Source organism: Bradyrhizobium ganzhouense, assembly GCF_049949285.1.
Classification (GTDB): Bacteria; Pseudomonadota; Alphaproteobacteria; order Rhizobiales; family Xanthobacteraceae; genus Bradyrhizobium; species Bradyrhizobium ganzhouense.
This window is the reverse complement of record NZ_CP181318.1, coordinates 476,239-500,649: the sequence shown is the minus strand read 5'-3', so window position 1 is coordinate 500,649 and position 24,411 is coordinate 476,239. Positions and strand designations below refer to the sequence as shown.

Sequence of the window (24,411 nt, the reverse complement as noted above, 5' to 3'; positions counted from 1 at the left end):
AAACTGCACGCCACAACCTCGGTGCCGTCCTGGCTTACGCCAGGACGACGAAGGAGAGGCCCGACGCGTCTCGCGTCAGATGAGTTCCGCAGACCAGGGCTCATGACGGATCTCGAACGACTGTCCTGTTCTCGACAATCTCGCGAAGCCGGGGAAATTCAGGTGCATTCCGGCGACGAGTTCTCCGGTCGCGGAGACCCTATCCAGGATTTTCTTTCGGGTCGCTGCGGCCGCCTGCGGATCCGCGTCGAACGCAATCGTCACCTCGGGTCTGGACACCTGGATATCCGGATAGTGAACGATGTCTCCCCAGATGAGCAGGGACGCCGCGCCGCCATCGATCCGGTAGCCGCTATGTCCCGGCGTATGGCCGGGAAGATGCTCAATCACGATGCCAGGCGCGACTTGCCCTGCGCTGACCGTGCGGCGCCGCGCGGCATAGGCCTCGAAGACGCTACGGGCGGCGTGAAAGAACGGCGTCATCGCCTCCGGCGCCTGAGTGAGATTCGCATCATCCGACCAGAAGGCGAATTCGGCGTCGTGCATCACAATCTCGGCGTTCGGAAACAGGGGTGCCGACGGCAAGGCTCCGACGAGGCCTCCGATGTGATCCGGATGGGCATGGGTCAGGAGGATCTGGTCGATTGCAAGCGGGTTGACGTTGGCCGCGGCAAGCGACGCGTGCAGCCGCCCTCCCCAACCGTTGATGCCACCGCCCCCGCCATCCACCAATATGGCCCGGCCTTGTCCCTCGATCAGATAGGCGCTGACGGTCATAGCAGACGACGGATGACGTCCCGTCGCCACCGTCATGCGCATCGCCTCATCAGGTCCTATTCCGGATAGGAGGTCGAACGGCACAGCGACAATGCCGTCGACGATCGCGGTGACAATGTAGTCGCCGATTTTCCGTCGGTTCAGGCCGGGAGCCTGCCAGTGGTTCGAATTCGTCATTCCATCACCCCTAACTGCGCTGGGTGTCTCAGACCGTGACGACGATCTTTCCGATCTGCTCATTCGATTCCAGGAAGCGCGTCGCCTCCTGGATCTGCTCGAACTCAAAACTTCGGGAGATCAGCGGCTTCAGCGTCCCGGATGAAAGGCCTTCCGAGATGAATCTCTTCGCGCGCGCCAGCACGTCGTCGTCATCGACAACTTCGTTGTATAGGTATCCCTTGATCGTGAGGCTCTTTCCGAGCACGGCGAACTGAGGGAACGCGCCCGTGTCCGGGCTCAAGGCGCCGTACTCGAGCAGAATTCCCCGATGAGACATCGCATTCGCCAACTGCGCGATGGCGGGACCGCCAATCGGATCGAATCCGACGCGCGCTCCCTTGCCGCTCGTGATCTCCATCACCCGCGAGACGAGATCCTCTTCGGCGGTTGCGACCACGCAATGGGCACCGGCGTCCAGCAGCGCCTTGCTCTTGGCGCTGGTCCGCGTCGTCGCGATGACTCTCGCGCCCACCGCGCGCGCGACCTGAAACGCCGCAGTCCCGACGCTGCTCGATGCGGCCGTTACGATCACATCGTCGTCCGCCTTCAGCTTCGCTTGATCGATCAGCGCCCCCCACGCGGTGACATATTGCATCCATGACGCAGCGGCTTGCGCGAAGGTGAGGTTTTTGGGGTGCGCCACCACGTGGCGGGCCGGAATATTGATGACTTCGCCGTATGTGCCCCATCGCGCCATGTCTTCGGTCGGAATGACACTCACCGACTGGCCCGGGCGGAAATCGCTCACCGACGCGCCGACCGCTTTGACGACACCGGCCGCCTCATAGCCCAATCGGCTGGGAAACTGCGCCTGCTGGACGTAGGCGTTGCGCCGAAACATGACCTCGGCCCGATTGAGCCCGATCGCGCGCACGTCGATCTGCACTTCATCGGCTTCGGGAGCGGCGACTTCGATGTCCTCGATCTTGAGAACATCGGCGTCACCATATTCGTGAAAGCGAACAACGCGAGCCATCTGCTGTCTTTCCGGACTATTCGGCGGCTCCGGACATAGCCTCACCCTCTGTTAGTCAGAAGTGATGAAATTCGAACTTGATTGTTATATTTCTTGATAACAATTAAAGGCGGACTTGATCGGCCCGGGCGGAGGAGATTCGTGGATTTTCTGCAGCAATTGAGGGTCTTCGTGGCTGTCGCGGAGAACAAGAGTTTCACCCGCGCGGCCGAGGCCCTTCGCGCGACCCGTCCAACGGTGACGAACGCCGTGAACGAACTGGAAAAGTCGATCGGTGCAAGACTGCTGCATCGAACGACCCGCCAGACCTCCCTGACGAGTGAAGGGCGGTTGTTCTATGATCGCTCGGTCGCAATCCTGAACGAGGTCGGGCTAGCGCGTAACCTGTTTGGCGGCGCGGGCGATGCGCCGAAGGGACGCTTGCGGGTTGACATCCCGGTCGCGATCGCGAGACCGCTGATCATTCCCAATCTTCCGGACTTCCAGAATAAATACCCGGATATCGACCTCATTCTCGGCGTCAGCGATCAGCCGGTCGATCTGATTGCGGAGGGCATCGATTGTGTTCTGAGGATTGGCGACCTGCCGGTCAGCAGTCTCGTTGGGCGCGTTCTCGCCAAGATGGCCATGTTGATCTGCGCGTCACCGGTTTACCTCGACAGGTTCGGCATTCCGGAAAGTGTCGAGGACCTGCGTCGCCATCGCGCGGTCAACTATTTTTCAGGCCGGGGCCATGTCGCCATACCCTGGCGTCTCCCGCGGGGGACCGGCGAGCGCGAACTTCGCCTCGAAAACGGCATCCTCGTGAACGACACGGAGGCTTTCGTTGCCTGCGCTCTCGCAGGGATGGGGCTGATCCAGGTGCCCGGCTGCGTCGTCAAGGAATACCTGAACGACGGAAGGCTCGTGCGGGTCCTGCCCAAGCTACGGCCCGTCGATCGCCCGCTGTCGATCATGTTTCCCGCGCGCGAGCATTTAGCTCCGCAAGTGCGGGTGTTCATCGATTGGGCGAAGAGCATCATCGCCGACGCGAACAGTCCGTGGATCAGCGCACCTTGAGAAGAAGCATCGTCGACAACAACGACGGGGGCTACACCCCCGCCATCATCACGTATTTGATCTCGACATATTCTTCCATGCCGTGGCGCGAACCTTCGCGTCCGAGGCCGCTTTCCTTGACGCCGCCGAAGGGCGCGACTTCCGTCGTGATCAGGCCGGTGTTGACGCCGACCATGCCGGATTCCAGCGCTTCGGCGACGCGCCAGACGCGACCGAGATCGCGGGAGTAGAAGTACGAAGCCAGACCGAACGGCGAGGCGTTGCACATCGCGATCACGTCGGCTTCGTCCTTGAAGCGGATCACCGGCGCGAGCGGGCCGAAAGTCTCCTCCTGCGACACCAGTGAGTCCGGCTTGACGTCGGCGAGCACGGTCGGCTCGAAGAAGGACCGTCCGAGCTCGCTGCGCTTGCCGCCGGTGACGACCTTGGCGCCGCGCTTGACGGCATCGGCAATGTGACGTTCGACCTTGTCGATCGCCTTCATGTTGATCAGCGGGCCTTGCGTGACGCCGGCTTCCGTACCGTCGCCGATCTTCATGGCCGCGACCTTGGCCGAGAGCTTCTTGACGAACTCGTCGTAGATCTTGTCCTGGGCGTAAATGCGGTTGGCGCAGACGCAGGTCTGGCCCATGTTGCGATATTTCGAGACCATCGCGCCCTCGACTGCGGCGTCGATGTCGGCGTCGTCGAACACGACGAACGGCGCGTTGCCGCCGAGCTCGAGGCCGAGCCGCTTCACGCCGACGGAAGCCTGCTGGTAGAGGATCTTGCCGACGGCGGTCGAACCGGTGAAGCCGACGAAGCGCACCGCCGGATGCTCGCACAGCACCTTGCCGATCGGCGGCGCATCACCGGTGATGATGTTCAGCACGCCCTTGGGGATGCCGGCCTTCTCGGCGAGCACGGCCAGCGCCAAGGCCGAAAGCGGCGTCTCGTTGGCGGGCTTCAGCACCACGGTGCAGCCCGCGGCCAACGCCGGCGACACTTTTCGCGTGATCATCGAGTTCGGGAAATTCCACGGCGTGATCGCACCGCAGACGCCGATCGGCTGCTTGATCGCGAGCAGCCGCGCATCGGGCCGTTGCGTCGGGATGGTCTCGCCATAGACGCGGCGGGCCTCCTCGGCGAAGAACTCGATATAGGCGGCGCCGATATCGACCTCGCCGAGCGCTTCCGACAGCGGCTTGCCCTGCTCGGAGGTGAGGATCAGCGCGAGGTCCTCGCGGTTGGCGGTGATGATCTCGAACCATTTGCGCAGGATGTTGGAGCGCTGCTTGGCGGTGTGCTTGGCCCAGGCCGGAAAGGCGCGCTGGGCAGCTTCAACCGCCTTGGTGGTATCGTCCGCGCCAAGCTGCGGGACTTTTGCGATCTCGACGCCCGTGGCGGGATTGTTCACGGCGAAGACGGGCGTGCCGACCCACGCGCCGTCGATGTAGCAGGCCTCCTTCAGCAGCGAAGGGTCCTTCAACCGGTCACGCAGGATGGCGGTGGCGTGCTGGGCGCGTGCGGCGGCGGTCGGCGTCATGGCGTTACTCCTCGGGCGATCATTTGGGCGCGATCGGATCGGCCCCGAATATAGGGACATACGGCGCGCAATGCACCGTCCCGCAACGCACATCTGCTGGGAGCTAAACTCGGAGCGGGAAGGTTACGCCGCGCCGCTCATATAGGTCTCGCGCCGGCCGATCATTCGCTCGGCGGCCGCCTTGGCGTCGGCCTTCGAGGAGGTCGCACACGTCCGATATTCGAGATCCGGCGTATCGGAGGTATCACGGCGGCCGAACCAGGACTTCGAGCCGACCGGCAGCAGCGCCAGCGCTTGCGCCAGATTGTCGACAGCACCGAAGGAATAGAGCGCGCCGGTGCCGGCGATGCGGACCTCGTAAATACCGGGCGAGATCGGCGCTTCGAGATTGTCGCCCCGTCCGGGACGGGGATAGCGCTTCCATTCGCTCCAGGTCGAAATCATCTCAGGTCCCCTCGCGGCCGGTTAAGCGGCCGCCAAATTTGCTTCAAGTCTTAACGTCAGCCGCCCATTGGGCCAGATGCCGAACGCCGCAACGCACAAAATGTTTCAAGTGCTTCAAACGCTCGAAACATATCGCCTGAGCCCATCCATGGTCACGGCGAACTGCGGCCATCCACCGCAGATTGTAAAGACGTGTTGCAAATCAGTCGTCCCGCGCCACGCAGGGACCGTCAAGTCACGACATCGCGACCACAGGGTGCATATGGCCACGCTTGCCGTGCAGCGGATGCGGGAGGACAATCGATCGCTTCCAACAATAATCAAACCGAAGGAAACGCGTATGCAAGGCAAAGCTGAGATCGACGGGATTCTGAGCAAGACGAGCGACGCCAAGGAGATTCCCGGCGTTGTTGCGATCGCCGCCAGCGGCAACGAGGTTCTGTATCAGGGCGCGTTCGGCAAGCGCGATCTGTCCAAGCCGGATGCGATGACTGCGGACAGCGTGTTCTGGATCGCCTCGATGACGAAGGCGGTGACGAGTGCCGGCGCGATGCAGCTGGTCGAACAGGGCAAGCTCTCGCTCGATGCGCCGATCGGATCGCTGCTGCCTGATCTGGCCAAGCCGCAGGTGCTGGAAGGCTTTGATGCCAAGGGCGAACCAAAGCTACGGCCGGCGAAGGGCGCAATCACGCTGCGCCAGTTGATGACCCACACCGCCGGTTTCGCCTACAACATGTGGAACGGCGATCTCGCGGTCTATCTTGAGAAGACCGGCATCCCTGCGATCACCACCTGCCAGAATGCCGCGCTGAAGACGCCGATCATGACCGATCCCGGCACGCGCTGGGAATACGGCACCAATATCGATTTCGTCGGCAAAGCCGTCGAAGCCGTCAGCGGCAAGCGTCTCGATGCTTATCTGCGCGACAATCTGTTCGCGCCGCTCGGCATGTCCGACACCGGCTTCAAGATCACCGACGACATGCGCAAGCGTCTGGTCGGCATGCATGCCCGCGGTGAGGACGGCCAGCTCGCCGCGATCCCGTTCGAGCTCGAGCAGAACCCGGAATTCCACATGGGCGGCGGCGGCCTCTATTCGACCGCGGGTGACTACATCAAATTTACCCAGATGATCCTGAACAAGGGCCGCGGCAACGGCAACCAGGTGCTGAAGCCCGAGACGATCGCCATGATGGGGCAGAACCAGATGGGCGATCTCAACATGACCAAGATGACGACGGCGGCGCCGCCCTACACCAACGACGTCGATCTCTATCCGGATCAGGCGAAGAAGTGGGGCCTCAGCTTCATGATCAACACCGCCAAGACCGCGGAGGGCCGTAGCGCCGGCAGCCTCGCCTGGGCCGGCCTTGCCAACACCTACTATTGGATCGACCCGGCGCGTGACGTCACCGGCGTGATCCTGATGCAGGTGCTGCCGTTTGCCGATGCGAAATGCCTGCAGGCGTTCGCGGGCTTCGAGCGTGGCGTCTATGCCGGGCTCGATGCGGGCAGCGGGAAGAAAGCGGCCTAACCCCTTAGTATGAGGCGCGCGCCTTCGCGGCAAGGGATAACCTCGTGCCCCAACGCCATCGGCTTCGGGCACGAGGCAACAATTTTGAGGAGGCGAACTTGGCGGACGTTCATGCAAGCCAAGCCGACAGCTACGTTTGCGGCATCTCGGACACGCCGCTGCTCGGCGACACCATCGGTCGCAGCCTCGACCATGCGGTACGGAGCTGGGGTACGCGGGAGGCGCTGGTCTCACCCAGCCACGGCGTGCGATGGACCTGGACCGAATTCGCCGAACGCATCGACGCGCTCGCTTCGGGCTTTCTCGCGCTTGGTCTCGAGCGCGGTGAGCGGATCGGCATCTGGTCGCTGAACCGGCCGGAATGGACATTGACCCAGTTCGCCGCCGCCAAGGCCGGCCTGATCCTGGTCACGATCAATCCCGCCTATCGGCTCAGCGAGCTGGAGTTCGCGCTGAAGAAAGTCGGCTGCGCGGCGATCGTCTCCGCGACGGCGTTCAAGACCAGCCAATACATGGAGATGCTCAACACGCTGCTGCCGGAGCTGGCGAGCGCGAGGCCCGGACAGCTGCAGGCGGCGCGGCTGCCGGCCCTGCGCATGGTGATCCAGATCGGCGGCCCCCCGGCATCGGGCACGATCCCCTTCGAGGACGTCGCGCACATGGGTGGGGCCGAGCATCGCGAGCAGCTCGCCGCGCTTGGCGCGGCGCTTCAGTTCGACGATCCCGTCAACATCCAGTTCACTAGCGGCACCACCGGCTCGCCCAAGGGCGTGACGCTGACGCACCACAACATCCTTAACAACGGCTATTTCACCGGCCGCGCGATGCGCCTGACCGAACAGGATCGCATCTGCATTCCCGTGCCGCTCTATCATTGCTTCGGCATGGTGATGGGCAACCTCGCCTCCGTCACGCTCGGCACGACCATGGTCTATCCCGGCGAGGGCTTTGATCCGCTCGCGACGCTGCGCGCGATCGAGCAGGAGAAATGCACCGCGCTGTACGGCGTGCCGACCATGTTCATCGCGGAGCTCGATCATCCCGAGTTTGCGACGTTCAATCTGAAATCACTGCGCACCGGCATCATGGCCGGCGCGCCCTGCCCGATCGAGGTGATGAAGCGCGTCAACACCGAGATGAACATGCGCGAGGTCACCATCGCCTATGGCATGACCGAGACCAGCCCGGTCAGCTTCCAGAGCGCGACAGACGATCCGCTCGAGCGGCGGGTCTCCACCGTCGGCCGGATTCATCCGCATGTCGAGGTGAAGGTCGTCGATCTCGAAGGTCGGATCGTCAAGCGCGGCGAACGCGGCGAGCTCTGCACCCGCGGCTACAGCGTCATGCTGGGCTATTGGGAGGAGAAGGAAAAGACCGGCGACGTGCTCGATGCCAACGGCTGGATGCACACCGGCGATCTCGCCACCATCGACGACGAGGGCTATTGCAACATCGTCGGCCGCATCAAGGACCTGGTGATCCGCGGCGGCGAGAATCTCTATCCGCGCGAGATCGAGGAATTCTTGTACCGTCACCCGAAGATCCAGGACGTGCAGATTTTCGGCGTGGCCGACACCCGCTACGGCGAAGAGCTTTGCGCCTGGATCCGTGTCAGATCAGGTGAGCAGCTGACCGCAGAGGAAGTCCGCGCCTTCTGCGATGACCAGATCGCCCACAACAAGATCCCGCGCTACGTCGAATTCGTCGACGAATTTCCGATGACCGTGACCGGAAAGATCCAGAAGTTCGTGATGCGCGAAGCGGTCGAGCAGCGGTTGGGACTGAAGGCGGCGAAGACGGCGTGAGGCCGATCGTCATTGCGAGCGCAGCGAAGCAATCCAGTCTGCCTCCGCGGAGAGACTCTGGATTGCTTCGTCGCTGCGCTCCTCGCAATGACGGGGAGAGAGGCGGCCCTACCCTAAACCGTCAGCCCGCGCTGCTGCGCGAATTCCTTCAGCGAGACTTGCGGGCGCGCGCCGATGTGCTGGATGACTTCGGCTGCCGCAAGCGCACCGAGCTCGCCACACTGCTTGTGCGACAGATCGCGTGAGAGGCCGTACAGGAAGCCGGCCGCGAACAGATCGCCGGCGCCGGTGGTGTCCACCAGCTGCGCGATCGGCGAGGCTGGAGCCGCGACGGCATCCGTCGGCGTCACCACCACGCAGCCCTTCTCGCTACGGGTGACCACGCCGAGCTTGACGTCGTTGCGCAGCTGCTTGAGCGCGGTGTCGAAATCGGAGGTCTCGTAGAGCGAGTGCAGCTCGGACTCGTTGGCGAACACGATGTCGGCCGTGCCGTTGCGCATCAGCCCAAGGAATTCGTCGCGATAGCGGCCGACGCAGAAGGAGTCCGACAGCGTCAGCGCCACCTTGCGGCCGGCCTCGTGGGCGATTTTGGAGGTCTTGAGGAAGGCTTCCTTGGCGCCCGGCGGATCCCAGAGATAGCCTTCGAGATAGACGATCTTGGCGGCCGCGATCTCGGCCGGATCGATGTCGGCCGGCGAAAGATCCTGCGCCGCGCCAAGATAGGTGTTCATGGTGCGCTCGCCGTCGCCGGTTACCAGGATGTAGGAGCAGCCGGTGGCCGGGCCGTCCTTCGCTGGCGGCGTGTTGAAGGCGACGCCGGCGGCGCGGATGTCGTGGACATAGAGCTTGCCGATCTGGTCGTCCTTGACCTTGCCGACATAAGCGGCACGCGCGCCCAGGCTGCCGATGCCGACGATGGTGTTGGCGGCCGAGCCGCCCGAGACTTCGGTCGCCGGGCCCATGTCAGCATAGATCGCGGCGGCCCGCGCCTCATCGATCAGGGACATGCTGCCCTTGGCCATGCCGTGCTTGACCAAAAAGGCTTCATCGGTCCGGACCAGCACGTCGAACAGCGCGTTGCCGATGCCGAGAACGTCATATTTCACGTCAGCCATTCACTTTGATCCCGTTGCCCGATTGCGGAGTTGCGGAAAATCCGCTTCCTGTCCGCCTGAAAATGTAGCTGGCGGCCTATCACGTTCCGCCGGGCCCGAGCAAGCAACGGTATTATAACAGCCGATGATCCGCTCCTTCCTGACCGTCTCGACGGGAACACTGGCCTCGCGGCTGCTGGGCTTTGCCCGCGACTCCCTGATCGCGGCGCTGCTCGGCACCGGCGCCGTGGCGGATGCCTTTCTGGCCGCCTTCCAGCTCGTCAATGTGGTGCGGCGCCTGCTCAGCGAAGGGGCACTCAATGCGGCGCTGATCCCGGCCTGGCTGCGCGTCCGTGACCGCGATGGCGAAGAGGCCGCCGCCGCATTTGCGGGACGCGTGCTCGGCACGGTCAGCGCGGCCTTGATCGTGATCTCCATCGTGATCGCGCTGTTGATGCCGCTGATCATCATGATCATCGCGCCGGGCTTCGTCGGCAGCCCCACGCTCGATCTCGCCGTCCAGAACGCGCGGCTGATGCTGCCTTATCTCGCCTTTGCCGGCCCGGTCACGGTGCTGATGGGGCTGCTGAACGCGCAAGAGAGATTTGCGCTCACGGCGTTCTCGCCGCTGCTGTTCAACATCGCGCTGATTGCGACGATCGCGATGCTGCTTGTCTGGCACGCCGATGCGTCCCTCGCCGCATGGATGCTGGCGGCGACCGTCGGCATTGCCGGCCTACTGCAACTCCTGATGCTGGTGTCACAGCGAAGTGCGCATCTCGCGTCACCGTTGCGCGCAAGTTTCGACAAGGAGATGCGCGGCTTCTTCGCCAAGGCGATTCCCGGCATGATTGCAAGCTCGGGCCCGCAATGGCTGATGGTGGCGGGCGCGATCATCGCTTCCGCGACGCCGTCCGCCGTGTCCTGGCTCTATTTCGCCAATCGCCTGATCGAACTGCCGCTCGGGATTGTCGGCGTCGCCATGGGCACGGTGCTCGTGCCGGAATTGACACGCGCGGTTGGGAGCGGCGATCGCGACGCGGTGGCCCATGCGGAGTCACGCGCGCTGGAGCTTGCGACCGGGCTCGCACTGCCCGCCACGCTGGGCCTTGCCGTACTGGCCGAACCCATCGTGCGGCTGTTGTTCGAGCATGGCGCCTTCGGCGCAGAGGATAGTACAGCGACCGCACACGCACTGATGTGGCTGGCGCTGGGCCTGCCGGCGCATGTGCTGATCAAGGCGCTGTCGCCGGCCTTCTTTGCCCGCAACGACACGATGACGCCGCTGCTCGCAACCGCCAAAGGCTTTGTGGTCGCAGTCGCGCTCGCTGTGCTGCTTGGGCACTTCTTCGGCGCGAGCGGGATCGCCGCGAGCATCGCCGCCGGCGCCTGGAGCAGCGCATTCTCGTTGCTTCGGAACGGCACCAGCGAATTCGGCTTCTCGGTCGACGCTGCCGCCCGCGCGCGGCTGCCGCGGATCGTGCTTGCGGCTGCCGCCATGGGCGCCCTGCTCTGGCTGACGACGGGGCTGATGCCGGTCGAGGCCCACGGCCTCGTCCGCTTGATCGTGCTGGGCTTGCAGATTGGCGCCGGAATCGCCGTCTATGGCCTGCTCCTGCAAATCCTCGGCGCGGCGTCCTGGCGCGAGGCGGTTAATGCCCTGAAGCGGCCCGCCTGACCGTTAGGCCCGCGAATTACCCTTGACGGGGCAGCGCCGCTGTTGGAAACGACGGCCCGAATACCTCCAGGAACACTCCCCATGCCATTCGTTGAACGGGTTTTTTCGGGCGTCCAGCCGACCGGCAATCTGCACCTCGGCAACTACCTCGGCGCGATCGTCAACTTCGTGAAGATGCAGGAAACCCACAATTGCATCTATTGCGTCGTCGACATGCACGCGATCACGCAAGGCGTGGACGTCTGGGGCGGCCCGGCCGAGCTCGCGCGCAACACCCGCGAGGTGACCGCGGCGTTCATCGCCAGCGGCATCGATCCCAGGAAGCACATCGTGTTCAACCAGAGCCAGGTCTCCGGCCACGCCGAGCTCGCCTGGATCTTCAACTGCGTCGCGCGGATGGGCTGGCTCGGCCGCATGACCCAGTTCAAGGAGAAGGCCGGCAAGGACCGCGAGAACGCCTCGGTCGGGCTGTTCGACTATCCCGTGCTGATGGCCGCCGACATTCTGCTTTACCGCGCCACCCACGTTCCGGTCGGCGAGGACCAGAAGCAGCATCTTGAGCTCTCGCGCGACATCGCGCAGAAGTTCAACAATGATTTCGGCGACTCGATCCGCAGCCACGGCTCCAATGACGGACTGTTCTTCCCGCTGCCGGAACCGCTGATTCAGGGGCCGGCGACGCGCGTGATGAGCTTGCGCGACGGCACCAAGAAGATGTCGAAGTCCGATGCGTCGGACAATTCGCGCATCAATCTGACCGACGACGCCGACACCATCGCGCAGAAGATCCGCAAGGCGAAGACCGATCCGGAGCCTTTGCCGAGCGAAGAGAAGGGCCTGGAAACGCGTCCCGAGGCCGACAATCTCGTCGGCATTTTCGCCGCGCTGTCCGGCCGATCGAAAGCCAGCGTGCTCAGCGAGTTCGGCGGCGGCCAGTTCTCCAGCTTCAAGAACGCGCTGGCGGAGCTGTGCGTCACCAAGCTCGCGCCGATCGCCGGCGAAATGAAGCGCCTGGTCGCCGACCCCAGCCATATCGATACCATCCTGAACGATGGTTCCGATCGGGCCCGCGCCCTCGCCGAGGAGACCATGAACCTCTCCAAGGACATCGTCGGCTTCATCCGCCGGCGCTAGAGGGAATATATCGATGAGAGCGCCAGACCTTCGTCAAGACGGCTGGCGCCTCGACGACGGCGAGCAGCGTCACCGCGAAGCTCCCGCGACCTTTCTCATTCCGGACCTTGCTCTCCGCAAGATGCTCCGAGTGGGTGACTACGCCAAGCTGATCTTCGAAATCACCGTAGAGGGCGACGAATATCCCGCCGTCGAACGGATGTGGGTCATTATCCGTGAGCACACACCGGATGGCTATGTCGGCATGCTCGCCAATCAACCGCATTCCGTGGCCGAGAACAATGAGTTCTGGTACGGAACCGAGCTTCCGTTCGAATACCGGCACATCATTGCGGTGACGCCCGGCGACGCGGAAAGTGTTGCAGCCGCGAAGGCGCCGGTGCCGATCCCCTGGGATCGTTCGGCCTAAGCGACGCCGCTTGTCGAAAACGGCCGCGTCGTGGCAGCATGCGCCCTGTGCACCTTCCGGGATAGGCATGACCAGCAAGCGACTTTGCTTCGAGCCGGGTCACAAGCCCAAATGCCTCGTCATCGTCGACGACACCGCCGAATGGGATCGCGCGGTCTATTACGCCAGCCGCTGGGCGATCCGCGCCGGCGGCGGCGTGGTGATGCTGCGCATCATCGAGATCGAGGATCAGAACCAGCAATGGCTGGGTGTCGCCGACATCATGCGCGCCGAGGCGCATGAAGCGGCGGAAGCCGCGCTCGACCGCGCCGCCGGCCGCGCCAACGGCATTGCCGCGATCACGCCGGAACGGCTCATCCGCGAGGGCGCCGCGATGGAACAGTTGCTTGCGGTGATCGACGAAGACCCTGACATCGCCATGCTCGTGCTCGCCGCCAGCCCCGGCGCGGAAGGGCCGGGCCCGTGGGTGGCGCTGCTCACGCACGCGCTCGGCACGTTTCCGGTGCCGGTGACCGTCATTTCAGGTGCGCTGAGCGACGGAAGCGTGGATTCGCTGGCGTAGCCTCCGGCGGAGGATCGGCACCATCCTAACCCGCTGAAATAACAGCGAAACGACGGCCCATCCCCTTGACCGTGCGTTCGCCGTCGCCATCTGCTACTGGATGGAGCACGCGCCGGCCTTGAACCGGCGACGTCTGGAGAAAACCATGTTCATTCAAACCGAAGCCACCCCCAATCCCGCTACGTTGAAATTCATTCCCGGCCGCGTCGTGGTCGACGGCAGCCCGATGGAGTTTTCGAGCCGCGAATCGGCGGCACGTTCGCCGCTCGCGGAAAAGCTGTTCGAGGTGCCCGGCGTCAGCGGCGTGTTCTATGGATCGGACTTCATCACCGTCACCAAGGCGAACGGTGAATGGCAGCAGCTCAAGCCCGCGATCCTCGGCGCGATCATGGAGTACTACATGTCCGGCGCCCCGCTGCTCGCCGATGGCGCTGCGCAAGCCGATGTCGATCTCGACGACGAGGACGAGTTCTTCGACGAGGCCGATGCCGAGACGGTCGACATGATCAAGGATCTGATCGAGACGCGCGTGCGGCCGGCGGTCGCCAATGACGGCGGCGACATCACCTTCCGCGGCTTCAAGGACGGTATCGTCTATCTCAACATGAAGGGCGCCTGCTCCGGCTGCCCGTCATCGACCGCGACACTCCAGCACGGCATCCAGAATCTGCTGAAGCATTTCGTGCCTGACGTGGTCGAAGTCCGGCCGATGTAGGCACGGTGCCGTAGGGTGGGTTAGCCCTGCAGATGCGCAAAGCGCATCTGCTCGGCGTAACCCACCTCTTCTCCTTCCTGCGCGGCAGACGTGGTGGGTTACGCCTTCGGCTAACCCACCCTACGAGATTTTCCTACGCCGCCTGCCCAATATTCGCGGCTTCCTCGGCCGCCTTGCGCATGCTCGTCGACATCTCCTGGGTGACGGTGCTCTGCTCCTCGACGGCGGCGGCCGTTGACGAGACGTATTCGCTGACACCCTGGATCGCGCTCTTGATCGCGTCCAGCGCGGAGACGACGTCGCCCGAGATGCCGTTCAGATTGCCGATCTCCTGCTCGATCCGGTCAGCCGCCTGCTTGGCCTGATTGGCAAGGTTCTTCACCTCGGATGCGACCACCGCGAAGCCGCGACCGGCCTCGCCCGCGCGCGCGGATTCGATGGTGGCGTTCAGCGCCAGCAGGTTGATCTGACCGGTGATGTTGCCGATCAGCTGCACGATCGAGCTCATCGATTCAGCCGCCTGCGTCAGCCGCTGCGCCTGCTGATCCGCCGCCTCGACCCGATCGACCGCGGTCGATGCGGTCTCGCGCGAACGCGTCATCGCTTCGGCGATCTCGCGCACTGAGGCATTCAGCTCCTCGGCGCCGGCGGCGACCGATTCCATCATGCTGCGCACCTTCTCGCTGCGCTTGCGCGCGATCACCTGCGCTGTCGTGTCGGATGCGTATTTCACCACCTTGAATGGCTTGCCGTTGAGATCGCGGATCGGATTGTAGGACGCCTGGATCCACACCTCGCGACCACCCTTGCCGACGCGCTGATATTCGCCGGACTGGAATTCGCCGGCGTTCAGCCGGGTCCAGAAGGCGCGATAGGCGTCGCTGTCGCGCTGTTCGGCCTCCACGAACATGCTGTGATGCCGGCCGACGATCTCGGACAGCGCATAGCCGAGCGCGCCCAGGAAGTTTTCGTTCGCGGTCAGGACCTTGCCGTCCATATCGAACTCGATCACGGCCTGCGACTTGCCTATGGCCTCGATCTGGCCGGCGAAATTCGCGTTCGACAGCTTCTGCGCGCTGATGTCGGTGGCGAACTTCACCACCTTGAACGGCTTGCCGGCGTCGTCGAGGATCGGATTGTAGGAAGCGAGGATCCACACCTCCTTGGCGCCCTTGCCGATGCGCTTGTACTCGCCGGACTGGAATTCGCCGCGGCCAAGCTTGGCCCAGAACTCGCGATAGGCGGCGCTGTCGCGCTCGCCGGCGCCGACGAATATTCTGTGATGCTGGCCCTGGATCTCGTCGAGCCGGTAGCCCAACGTGGCCAGGAAGTTTTCATTGGCGGTGATGATGGTGCCGTCGAGATTGAACTCGATCACCGCCTGGGCGCGGCCGATCGCGGAAATCTTTCCAGCATCTTCCAGGCTGCGAATCTTGCGCGCGGTGATGTCGGTCGCGAACTTGACGACCTTCACCGGCTTGCCGGCCTTGTCGATGATCGGATTGTAGGACGCCTGGATCCAGATCTCGCGGCCGCCCTTGCCAAGTCGCTTGTACTCGGCGGACTGATGTTCGCCGCGACCGAGACGCGCCCAGAACTCGCGATAGGTTGGGCTGCTGCGCACTTCCGGCACGACGAACATGCCATGGTGCTTGCCCTTGATCTCGTCGAGCCGGTAGCCGACAGCGTCGAGGAAGTTCTGGTTGGCGGTGATGATGGTGCCGTCGAGATTGAACTCGATCACTGCCTGCGATTTACCGAGCGCTGTGACCTGAGCCAAAGCCTCCCGTGCCGAGGAGCCGCTTCGCCAAAAAGACATTAATGAACCCCATTGCGAATGCCCGGACCTCGCGCGGCCTGATTTGCCCAAATGCATCGTCCGGGTCGTCGTTGACTCGCTTTTTTGCTATGCACGGAAAGTGGCATTTGATTCCTAACGCTTTCTTAAAATTTAAATATTTCAAATACTTAGCTATCCCAGAGGTTGCAGATCCGTGCATTCGCCTCCCAAGAAGGGCGTGAAAATTTTGCCAGTTCCCGTGTACGTAGAATTACGGGTCCGATCATGCGCCTGTCGAGAAATCAAACTTGCACTGGTTCAACCGGAGCGGAACCGACTAAGCTGATTCGATGCTGATCCTTGCCATCGATACCGCGCTGGAGGCGTGCGCGGCTGCCGTTCTCGACACCGACGCCGGTGAGCTCCTCGCGCAGGAGCAACAGCTGATGAAGCGCGGCCATGCCGAGGCGCTGATGCCGATGATCGCGCGCGCGATGCAGTCGGCCGATCTCGGTTTCACGGCGCTCGACCGCATCGCGGTCACGGTCGGCCCCGGCAGCTTCACCGGCTTGCGCGTCGGCATTTCGGCAGCCCGCGGTCTTGCGCTCGCGGCCAAGCGGCCGGCCGTCGGACTGACGACCTTGTCGGCCTATGCGGCCGCCATTGTCGGCCAGAGCGGACCGGCGCCGGTGATCTCGGCGATCGATGCGCGACACGATCACGTCTATTTCCAGATCGTCGCCGGCGACGGCAGTTTGCTGGTGCGGCCGGCCGTCGCTCCCATCGACGAGGCGATCGCGGCCTCGCAATTCGGCGCGCCGCATCTGGTCGGCAATGCTGCGAAGATTCTCGCCGAACGCTGGCCGAAGGATGTGCCGCAACCTGTTTCGGTCGACGCGCAGCCCGCGCCTGACATCAGCTGGGTCGCCTGGCTCGGCGCCGCGGCAAATCCCGACACCAATCCGGCGCGGCCGTTCTATCTGAAGGCCCCCGATGCAAAGCCGGCGGCCCAGCCGCTGCTCGCAGCTCAAGCCGCAACGTCATGATGAGATGGTTTTCGGAATGGTGGCGCGGCGGCACCGCTGCCGTCGAACCGGCGTCCGCGCGCGACGCGGCGCGGCTGGCGCAGCTCCACCGCGCCTCCTTCGCGCACGGCTGGGGTGAAAGCGAGTTCGAGACCATGCTCAGCGAGCGCAACACGCTCGTCCACCGCTTGCGCCTGGGGCGCAAGACGATCGGCTTTGCAGTGTCGCGGATCGGTGCGGACGAAGCCGAAATCCTCTCGGTCGCGGTCGACCAGTCCCATCGCGGCCGCGGCCTTTCCCGCACGCTGCTGATGACCCATCTCGGTCACCTCGCAGGGCGAGGCGTGCGCACGATATTTCTGGAGGTCGAGGAGAACAATCAGCCGGCACGACGGCTCTATGACAGAGGCGGATTCGTGGTGGTCGGGCGCCGCGAACGCTACTATAAGCAGGCCAACGGGGAACAATTGAACGCACTTCTGATGCGACGTGACTTGTCGTAATATCGATGGCAGAAAGCGCCCGTCAGGCAGACATCACATGACTGGACTTAAACCTTCTCCCGCATCCAAGGCATCCGGCATCGAGGCGCGCTGTGCCGCCACCGGCATGCGCATGACCGAGCAGCGCCGCGTCATCGCCCGCGTGCTTGCGGAAGCGGTCGATCACCCCGACGTCGAGGAATTGTACCGGCGCTGTGTCGCCGTCGACGACAAGATCTCGATCTCGACCGTCTATCGCACCGTGAAGCTGTTCGAGGATGCCGGCATCATCGAGCGCCACGATTTCCGCGAGGGCCGCGCGCGCTACGAGACAATGCGCGACAGCCATCACGACCACCTCATCAATCTGCGCGACGGCAAGGTGATCGAGTTCACCTCGGAAGAGATCGAGAAGCTCCAGGCGGAGATCGCCCGCAAGCTCGGCTACAAGCTGGTCGATCACCGGCTCGAGCTCTATTGCGTTCCGCTCGACGACGACAAGCCGACGTCTTGATCTAGTGGCCGTTGATCTCATCATCTTCGATTGCGACGGCGTGCTCGTGGACAGCGAGGTGATCTCCTGTCGTGCGCATGCGGACGTGCTGACCCGGCACGGCTATCCGATCACATCGGAGCAGGTGTCCGAGCGCTTCCTTGGCCGCTCGACAAAACAGGCCAATCTCGAGATCGAAACCGAACTCGGCCGCAAGCTGCCCGAGGCCTATCACGGCGATCTGCAGGACGAGCTGTTCCGCGCATTCGAGGCCGGCCTCGAGGAGATCCGCGGCATTCACCACGTACTCGATGTCGTCACGCAAGCCGTCTGCGTCGCTTCCAGCGGCTCGCATCAGCGCATGCAAGTGAGCCTGGGGAGCACCGGGCTCTACGACCGTCTCGCGCCGAACATCTTCTCGTCCTCGCAGGTGACAAACGGCAAGCCTGCGCCGGATCTGTTCCTGTTTGCGGCGAAGCAAATGGGCATCCCGCCCGAGCGCTGTGTCGTGGTCGAGGATAGCCTCGCCGGCATCGCCGGGGCGCGGGCGGCGGGGATGAAAGTGTTCGGCTTTTACGGTGGCAGCCATTGCGGGGCCGGCCATGCCGAGACCCTGCGCGAGGCCGGTGCCGACCTGACCTTCTCGGACATGCATCAATTGCCTGAACTGGTCCGGCGGGCCGCAGTGGAGGCCCTGACGGGCTGAATCCGGCGCCAAATCTCCCGATTCCGCACTTCTCGGCTGCGTCGTAGCCTGGAACGCCCCTTTCAGGCCCCAATCGCTGGATTTTCGGGCCCCCAGCCTATATCTGAGAGCCGTCCTCCACCTCAATTCCGGGTTCCATGAAGCCGCCGCGCAAGCTGCACATCAAATCATATGGCTGCCAGATGAACGTCTACGATGCCCAGCGCATGGTGGACACGCTGGCTCCGGAAGGATTCGTGGAGACTGATAACGCCGAGGACGCCGATCTCGTCATCCTCAACACCTGTCACATTCGCGAAAAGGCCTCTGAAAAGGTCTATTCCGAGCTCGGCCGCCTGCGCGTCGCCAAGGACGAGGCCGCACGCGAGGGCCGCACCATGCAGATTGCGGTGGCGGGCTGCGTCGCGCAGGCCGAAGGCGAGGAGATTGTGCGCCGCGCGCCCACGGTCGACGTCGTGGTCGGTCCGCAGAGCTATCATCACCTGCCCGAGCTCTTGAAGCGCGCCGGTCATGAAGGCCGCGCAATCGAGACCGAGTTTCCAGCCGCGGACAAATTCGGCTTCCTCGCCCAGCCCAGGCCCGATGCGATCCGCGCGCGCGGCATTTCCGCGTTCGTCACGGTGCAGGAAGGCTGCGACAAGTTCTGCACCTTCTGCGTGGTGCCCTATACGCGCGGCGCGGAAGTCTCGCGCCCGGTGGCAAAGATCATCGACGACGTGAAGCGCCTCGCCGACAACGGCGTGCGCGAGCTCACGCTGATCGGCCAGAACGTCAACGCCTATCACGGCGACGGACCGGACGGAAAAAGCTGGGGACTCGGCCAATTGCTGGAGCGCCTGGCCGGGATTCCCGGCATCGCGCGGCTGCGCTATTCGACCAGTCATCCCCGCGACGTCGATGACAGCTTGATTGCAGCCCATCGCGATCTCGATGCACTGATGCCGTTCGTGCACCTGCCGGTGCAGTCGGGTTCGGACCGGATTCTCGCCGCCATGAACCGGAAACATACCGCCGATGATTACCGGCGTGTCATCGACCGTTTCCGGTCGGCGCGCCAAGACATTGCTTTTTCATCAGATTTTATCGTCGGCTTCCCCGGCGAGAGCGAGCAAGATTTTCTCGCCACACTCGCGCTTGTCACGCAAATCGGCTACGCTGCCGCATATTCGTTCAAATACTCCGCCCGGCCGGGAACGCCGGCCGCGGATATGCAGGAGACGGTGTCCCCCGCCGAGATGGACCAGCGATTGGAGCGGCTCCAGGAATTGATCGACAGCCAGCAATCGGCCTTCAACAAGGCTGCGATTGGCTCAACGGTCGACGTGCTGTTCGAACGTCCGGCGCGCAAGGACGGCCAGATCGTCGGCCGCACCGCCTTCCTTCAGCCTGCACATGTGATGGCCTCGCCCGACATCATCGGACAAATCCTGCCGGTGCGGATCGACAGCCTCGAGCGCTACAGCTTCCTCGGCGAGCTCGCCACGCCACGCACGCGCGAGCCCGCTTTATCATCCATCGCCACTGGAGCCTGAACCCTTGCCAAAAAGCGCATCGGATTCGTCTTCTATCGCTCCCAGCCGCAAATTTGACCGCGACATGCAAGTTCCACCCGAGACCCAGGTCGTCATCGACTTCGACGACAACCGCGCCGCATCCGCGCTGGTCGGCCCCTACGGCCAGAACCTGGCGCAGATCGAGCGTCGGCTCGGCGTCGTGGTGGACTCCAAGGGCAATCACATCACCATCGGCGGCACGCGCGACGGCTGCGACGCGGCACGCCGCGTGCTGGAGACGCTCTACGCGCACGCCGTGAAGGGGCAGGATGTCGACCAGGGCGAGGTCGAAGGCGCGATCCGCGCCGTGATCGCCCAAGGGTCGCTGTTCGAGTTCGACGCAAAGTCGGCGAAGTCGGCCTTCGACAGCATCAACTTGCGCAAGCGCCCTGTGCGCGCACGCACCGCTGCGCAGGACTCCTACATCCGCGCGCTGAAGCGCCATGAGCTCGTATTCGGCATCGGCCCCGCCGGCACCGGCAAGACCTGGCTCGCGGTCGCGCACGCCGCGCAATTGTTCGAGCGCAAGGAGGTCGACAAGATCATCCTGTCGCGTCCGGCGGTCGAAGCCGGCGAGCGGCTCGGCTTCCTGCCCGGCGACCTCCGCGAGAAGGTCGATCCCTATCTGCGCCCGATCTACGACGCGCTCTACGACCTGATGGACGCACGCATCGTCGAGCGCGCGCTGCAAACCGGCGAAATCGAGATCGCGCCGCTCGCCTTCATGCGCGGCCGCACGCTGACCAACGCCGCGATCATCCTGGACGAGGCGCAGAACACGACATCGATGCAGATGAAGATGTTCCTGACCCGTCTCGGCGAGAACAGCCGCATGATCGTGACCGGCGACCCCTCGCAGATCGATTTGCCGAATGGCCAGACCTCGGGGCTAGCCGAAGCGACCCGTCTGCTTGATGGCGTCGAAGGCATTGCGCAAGTTCGTTTCAAAGCCGAGGACGTGATCCGCCACGAGCTCGTGGCACGAATCGTCTCCGCCTACGAAGGGCAGCCGCAGCGGCCGCCCGCTGGCAACAAATCCTGACGGGACAAAAGCCGGATCCTACGGGCGCGGACGAAGCGCCCTTTCGTTCCGAACAAAGACAATGTCACATCCCAACCTTCCCATGACCGAGGTCCTCGTCGTCGCCGATTGCTGGCAGAGCGAGCCCGACGCCGAAGCCGTGATCCAGCGTGCCGTTGCGGCCGCCGCCGAATCTGTCGACGAAGACGTTGCCCACGCGGAAGTGGCCGTGATGCTGACCGATGATGCCGGCATTCGCACGCTCAACAACAACTGGCGCGGCATGGACAAGCCGACCAACGTGCTGTCATTCCCCGCGCTCCAGCCGGAGGGCGAATGGAAGCCAGGCGATGCGCCGCGCATGCTCGGCGACATCGCGATCGCCTACGAGACCATGCGCCGCGAGGCGGACGAGGAACACAAGCCGTTCGATCATCATTTGAGCCATCTCGCCGTGCATGGTTTCCTGCACTTGATCGGCTACGATCACGAGAACGACGCCGACGCGGAAGAGATGGAAGCGCTCGAAACCGAGATCCTGGCTCAGCTCGGCATCCCCGATCCCTATGCAGATCGCGCGGGGACGCACTGAGATGCCGGACTCAGAGCCTATTCACGACAATCCGCGCAACACGGCCAATCTGCCGGCCGTGGTGGCGCCCGGCGAGGTCATGCGCCCGACGGCGGATGGCTGGCTGCTGCGTGCCATCCGCACGCTGTTCGGCTGGAAGGCCGGATCGGTGCGCGACGACCTCCAGGTCGTGCTCGATGCGACGACACCCGACGACACCGGCTTCTCCGCGGTCGAGCGCACGATGCTGCGCAACATCCTCGGCCTGCACGAGCGCCGCATCGCCGACGTCATGGTGCATCGTGCCGACATCATCGCGGTGAAGCGCGACATCCCGCTCGGCGAACTGATGGACCGCTTCGAGAGCGCCGGCCATTCGCGCCTCGTGGTCTACAACGAGACGCTCGACGATCCCGTCGGCATCGTCCACATCCGCGACCTGCTCGCCTTCATGACCGCGCGTGCGCGCGTGTCCGAGGCCACCAAGACCAAGCGCAAGAAGCCGCTGCCGGCCGGGCTCGATTTGAAGGCCGTGGACCTCGCGCTGCCGCTGCAGGACGCGCGCATCATCCGCAAGCTGCTCTATGTGCCGCCGTCAATGCGGGCGATCGACCTGCTCGCGCAGATGCAGGCCACGCGCATTCACCTGGCGCTTGTCGTCGACGAATATGGCGGCAGTGACGGGCTGGTGTCGCTCGAGGACATCGTCGAGCAGATCGTCGGCGAAATCGACGACGAGCATGACAGCGACGAGCCGCCGTCGATCGTGCGGCTGCCCGACAACGCCTTCATCGCCGATGCCCGCGCCAGCCTCGACGACGTGCGCACGGTGATCGGCGAGGACTTCGTCACCGGCGAGGCCGGCGAGGAAGTCGAGACGCTCGGCGGCTATCTCGTCAGCTTCGTCGGCCGCCTGCCGGTGCGCGGCGAGGTGATCTCGGGCCCGGGCCATTACGAGGTCGAAGTGCTCGATGCCGATCCGCGCCGCGTCAAACGGCTGCGCATCTCGACGCGGAAGGAACGCCCCGCGCCGCGCACCCAGCGCGAGAGCCGCCGCCGCGAGGCCGCGCCCGAGAGCGGTCAGCCGCCGGCCGGCGACACGCCGACCCCGCCGCCAGCCGACGGGACCGGCCCGCAGTGAGCGCGTTTCAGCGACTTCGGCAGATTGCGCTTGCCATCATCCTGACCTGGGGGTGGAAGCGCGCGCTGCTTGCGATGACCTGCGGTGCGCTGTCGGTGCTGGCTCTCGCCCCGTTCAATTTCTTTCCGGTGCTGTTCATCACCTTCCCCGTGATGGTCTGGCTGATCGATGGCGCCGGGGCCGGACGATATCGCGGCGTCCCCGCCGCGGCGCTGACCGGCTACTGGTTCGGGCTCGGCTATTTCGTCCCCGGCCTCTACTGGATCGGCATCGCCTTCTTCGTCGACGCCGATGTGTTTGCCTGGCTGACGCCGTTCGCCGTGCTGGGCCTGCCGGCCTATCTCTCCATTTTCACCGCGATCGGTTTCGCGCTGGCCCGCCTGCTCTGGACCAAGGATGCCACCCGCATTCTCGCGCTCGCCGCGAGCCTTACCGTCAGCGAATGGTTGCGCGGGCACGTGCTGACCGGCTTTCCCTGGAACGCATTCGGCTATGCGCTCTCGGAGCCGCTGCAACTGGCGCAGACGGCCTCGCTGATCGGCCAGTGGGGCATGACGTTCCTCACCGTCGCGATCTTCGCGAGCCCAGCGGTGCTGATCGACCGCACCCGCGACCGCAGCCTGGCGTGGCGCGTGCCGGCCGGCGCCGTCGCGCTGCTGGTCGTCATGGGCATCTTCGGCGCCATCCGAATGGCGCTGCATCCGACCACGATGGTTGCGGGTGCCAAGCTTCGCCTGATGCAGCCGAACCTGCAGCAGGACCTGAAATTCAACTACTCCGCCAAGGCGGAGGTGATGAAGAAATATCTCGCGCTGTCGGACCGCGCCTCCGGACCGCAATCGACCGGCGTGAGCGCTGCCACGATTTTGATCTGGCCGGAATCCGCCTTTCCGTTCTTCCTGACCCGCGAAGCCGACGCGATGGCGCAAATCGCCGAGCTGCTGCCCAAGGGCACGGTGCTGATCACCGGATCGGTCCGCGCCCCCGATCTGCCGCCGGGCACGCCGATCACGCGGGCCTATAATTCGATCTACGTGATCGATCACGACGGCAGCGTGCTTGCGGTCTACGACAAGCTGCACCTGGTTCCGTTCGGCGAATTTCTTCCCTACCAGAATTTGATGGAGAAGCTCGGCTTCGAGCAACTGACGCGGATGCGCGGCGGCTTCATTCCCGGCACGGTGCGCCACGTGCTGCCGATACCAGGGGCACCGCCCGCGCTGCCGCTGATCTGCTACGAGGCGATCTTCCCCGGCGAGGTCGGGACGCGCGACGAGCGCCCGGGCTGGATGGTGAACCTCACCAATGACGGCTGGTTCGGCATCTCGACCGGTCCGTACCAGCATCTGGAGCAGGCGCGGATGCGCGCCGTCGAGCTCGGACTACCGCTGGTGCGCTCCGCAAACACCGGCGTCTCGGCCGTGATCGATCCGGTGGGACGCACGGTGGCCAGCCTCGGTCTCGGAATCGAAGGCATTTTGGATGCAAGCCTGCCCACCGCAATCCCGCCCACGATCTATGCGAGAGTCGGTGACATCCCCGCAGCCATGCTCGTCGCGCTGGCTGTGATTTTGGCGGTGCGACGACGTGTTGCCAAACGGCACCCCTGATCGCACCGTCGCTAGCGCTTTCCAGCGAGGCGGCCGGAAACCTTTGACAACCGTAGTCCCACGGTTGACAGACTGCACGCGGGCTCCTCATTCTGCGC

Annotated in this window: 23 protein-coding genes; 17 read left to right on the top strand and 6 right to left on the bottom strand. The window is 64.1% G+C overall.

The window, feature by feature from the left end:
- Window positions 1–75: 75 nt before the first annotated feature.
- Together ACLFLU_RS02375 and ACLFLU_RS02370 are read right to left on the bottom strand one after the other, a co-directional pair.
- Window positions 76–813 (bottom strand): MBL fold metallo-hydrolase, encoded by a 738-nt coding sequence (locus ACLFLU_RS02375; RefSeq protein WP_426410768.1) that lies wholly within the window; start codon window positions 811–813, stop codon window positions 76–78.
- Window positions 814–982: 169 nt separating this feature from the next.
- Window positions 983–1,972, bottom strand: coding sequence for a zinc-dependent alcohol dehydrogenase family protein (locus ACLFLU_RS02370; protein ID WP_426410767.1), 990 nt, complete (start codon window positions 1,970–1,972; stop codon window positions 983–985).
- 141 nt (window positions 1,973–2,113) lie between these two features.
- Here ACLFLU_RS02370 and ACLFLU_RS02365 point away from each other — a divergent pair, with 141 nt between their 5' ends.
- Window positions 2,114–3,031: a LysR family transcriptional regulator gene (locus ACLFLU_RS02365; protein WP_426410766.1), complete on the top strand. Its 918-nt coding sequence runs from the start codon at window positions 2,114–2,116 to the stop codon at window positions 3,029–3,031.
- A gap of 31 nt (window positions 3,032–3,062) precedes the next feature.
- Here the strand turns inward: ACLFLU_RS02365 and ACLFLU_RS02360 are convergent, their stop codons facing one another.
- On the bottom strand, window positions 3,063–4,556 hold the full coding sequence (locus ACLFLU_RS02360) for an NAD-dependent succinate-semialdehyde dehydrogenase (RefSeq protein WP_426410765.1): 1,494 nt from the start codon (window positions 4,554–4,556) through the stop codon (window positions 3,063–3,065).
- A 123-nt stretch (window positions 4,557–4,679) separates the two neighbouring features.
- Window positions 4,680–5,000, bottom strand: a complete 321-nt coding sequence (locus ACLFLU_RS02355; protein ID WP_426410764.1) for a hypothetical protein — start codon at window positions 4,998–5,000, stop codon at window positions 4,680–4,682.
- A gap of 340 nt (window positions 5,001–5,340) precedes the next feature.
- Between ACLFLU_RS02355 and ACLFLU_RS02350 the strand changes: the two genes are divergently transcribed.
- Together ACLFLU_RS02350 and ACLFLU_RS02345 are read left to right on the top strand one after the other, a co-directional pair.
- A complete protein-coding gene (locus ACLFLU_RS02350; RefSeq protein WP_426410763.1) occupies window positions 5,341–6,534 on the top strand; it encodes a serine hydrolase domain-containing protein in 1,194 nt (397 codons plus the stop codon).
- Window positions 6,535–6,632: 98 nt separating this feature from the next.
- On the top strand, window positions 6,633–8,339 hold the full coding sequence (locus ACLFLU_RS02345) for an AMP-binding protein (protein WP_426410762.1): 1,707 nt from the start codon (window positions 6,633–6,635) through the stop codon (window positions 8,337–8,339).
- 113 nt (window positions 8,340–8,452) lie between these two features.
- On the opposite strand, the gene ACLFLU_RS02340 is transcribed toward ACLFLU_RS02345, so the two are convergent.
- A complete protein-coding gene (locus tag ACLFLU_RS02340; RefSeq protein WP_426410761.1) occupies window positions 8,453–9,454 on the bottom strand; it encodes an adenosine kinase in 1,002 nt (333 codons plus the stop codon).
- Window positions 9,455–9,578: 124 nt separating this feature from the next.
- Between ACLFLU_RS02340 and murJ the strand changes: the two genes are divergently transcribed.
- The 5 genes from murJ (at window position 9,579) to ACLFLU_RS02315 (ending at window position 13,931) form a co-directional block, all read left to right on the top strand.
- Complete coding sequence (murJ, locus tag ACLFLU_RS02335; RefSeq protein WP_426410760.1) at window positions 9,579–11,111, top strand: murein biosynthesis integral membrane protein MurJ; 1,533 nt, start codon at window positions 9,579–9,581, stop codon at window positions 11,109–11,111.
- An 81-nt stretch (window positions 11,112–11,192) separates the two neighbouring features.
- Window positions 11,193–12,245 (top strand): tryptophan--tRNA ligase, encoded by a 1,053-nt coding sequence (gene trpS / locus ACLFLU_RS02330; protein WP_426410759.1) that lies wholly within the window; start codon window positions 11,193–11,195, stop codon window positions 12,243–12,245.
- Window positions 12,246–12,258: 13 nt separating this feature from the next.
- Entirely contained in the window at window positions 12,259–12,654 is a 396-nt protein-coding gene (locus tag ACLFLU_RS02325; protein WP_426410758.1) for a hypothetical protein, read from the top strand.
- Window positions 12,655–12,721: 67 nt separating this feature from the next.
- Entirely contained in the window at window positions 12,722–13,216 is a 495-nt protein-coding gene (locus ACLFLU_RS02320) for a universal stress protein (RefSeq protein WP_426410757.1), read from the top strand.
- Between the two features lie 145 nt (window positions 13,217–13,361).
- Window positions 13,362–13,931, top strand: a complete 570-nt coding sequence (locus ACLFLU_RS02315; protein WP_426410756.1) for a NifU family protein — start codon at window positions 13,362–13,364, stop codon at window positions 13,929–13,931.
- Window positions 13,932–14,064: 133 nt separating this feature from the next.
- On the opposite strand, the gene ACLFLU_RS02310 is transcribed toward ACLFLU_RS02315, so the two are convergent.
- Window positions 14,065–15,750, bottom strand: a complete 1,686-nt coding sequence (locus ACLFLU_RS02310) for a methyl-accepting chemotaxis protein (protein WP_426410755.1) — start codon at window positions 15,748–15,750, stop codon at window positions 14,065–14,067.
- A gap of 311 nt (window positions 15,751–16,061) precedes the next feature.
- On the opposite strand from ACLFLU_RS02310, the gene tsaB reads away from it, so the two are divergent.
- From tsaB to lnt, 9 genes are all read left to right on the top strand, one after another.
- Window positions 16,062–16,757, top strand: a complete 696-nt coding sequence (gene tsaB / locus ACLFLU_RS02305; RefSeq protein WP_426410754.1) for a tRNA (adenosine(37)-N6)-threonylcarbamoyltransferase complex dimerization subunit type 1 TsaB — start codon at window positions 16,062–16,064, stop codon at window positions 16,755–16,757.
- Complete coding sequence (gene rimI / locus ACLFLU_RS02300) at window positions 16,754–17,239, top strand: ribosomal protein S18-alanine N-acetyltransferase (protein ID WP_426410753.1); 486 nt, start codon at window positions 16,754–16,756, stop codon at window positions 17,237–17,239. Before tsaB ends, rimI begins: the two co-directional genes overlap by 4 nt.
- Window positions 17,240–17,276: 37 nt before the next feature.
- Window positions 17,277–17,732 carry a Fur family transcriptional regulator gene (locus ACLFLU_RS02295; protein WP_148773494.1) on the top strand — a complete coding sequence of 152 codons (456 nt, stop codon included), beginning with the start codon at window positions 17,277–17,279 and terminating at the stop codon, window positions 17,730–17,732.
- 4 nt (window positions 17,733–17,736) lie between these two features.
- Window positions 17,737–18,417 (top strand): HAD family hydrolase, encoded by a 681-nt coding sequence (locus tag ACLFLU_RS02290; protein ID WP_426410752.1) that lies wholly within the window; start codon window positions 17,737–17,739, stop codon window positions 18,415–18,417.
- A 137-nt stretch (window positions 18,418–18,554) separates the two neighbouring features.
- On the top strand, window positions 18,555–19,949 hold the full coding sequence (gene miaB / locus ACLFLU_RS02285; protein WP_426410751.1) for a tRNA (N6-isopentenyl adenosine(37)-C2)-methylthiotransferase MiaB: 1,395 nt from the start codon (window positions 18,555–18,557) through the stop codon (window positions 19,947–19,949).
- A 64-nt stretch (window positions 19,950–20,013) separates the two neighbouring features.
- The gene (locus ACLFLU_RS02280) at window positions 20,014–21,012 is read left to right on the top strand and encodes a PhoH family protein (protein ID WP_426410750.1); all 999 of its coding nucleotides are present in this window, start codon (window positions 20,014–20,016) and stop codon (window positions 21,010–21,012) included.
- A gap of 61 nt (window positions 21,013–21,073) precedes the next feature.
- Complete coding sequence (gene ybeY / locus ACLFLU_RS02275; protein ID WP_426410749.1) at window positions 21,074–21,583, top strand: rRNA maturation RNase YbeY; 510 nt, start codon at window positions 21,074–21,076, stop codon at window positions 21,581–21,583.
- A gap of 1 nt (window position 21,584) precedes the next feature.
- Window positions 21,585–22,703 carry a hemolysin family protein gene (locus ACLFLU_RS02270; protein WP_426410748.1) on the top strand — a complete coding sequence of 373 codons (1,119 nt, stop codon included), beginning with the start codon at window positions 21,585–21,587 and terminating at the stop codon, window positions 22,701–22,703.
- Complete coding sequence (gene lnt / locus ACLFLU_RS02265) at window positions 22,700–24,313, top strand: apolipoprotein N-acyltransferase (protein ID WP_426410747.1); 1,614 nt, start codon at window positions 22,700–22,702, stop codon at window positions 24,311–24,313. Before ACLFLU_RS02270 ends, lnt begins: the two co-directional genes overlap by 4 nt.
- The last annotated feature ends 98 nt before the right edge of the window (window positions 24,314–24,411 follow it).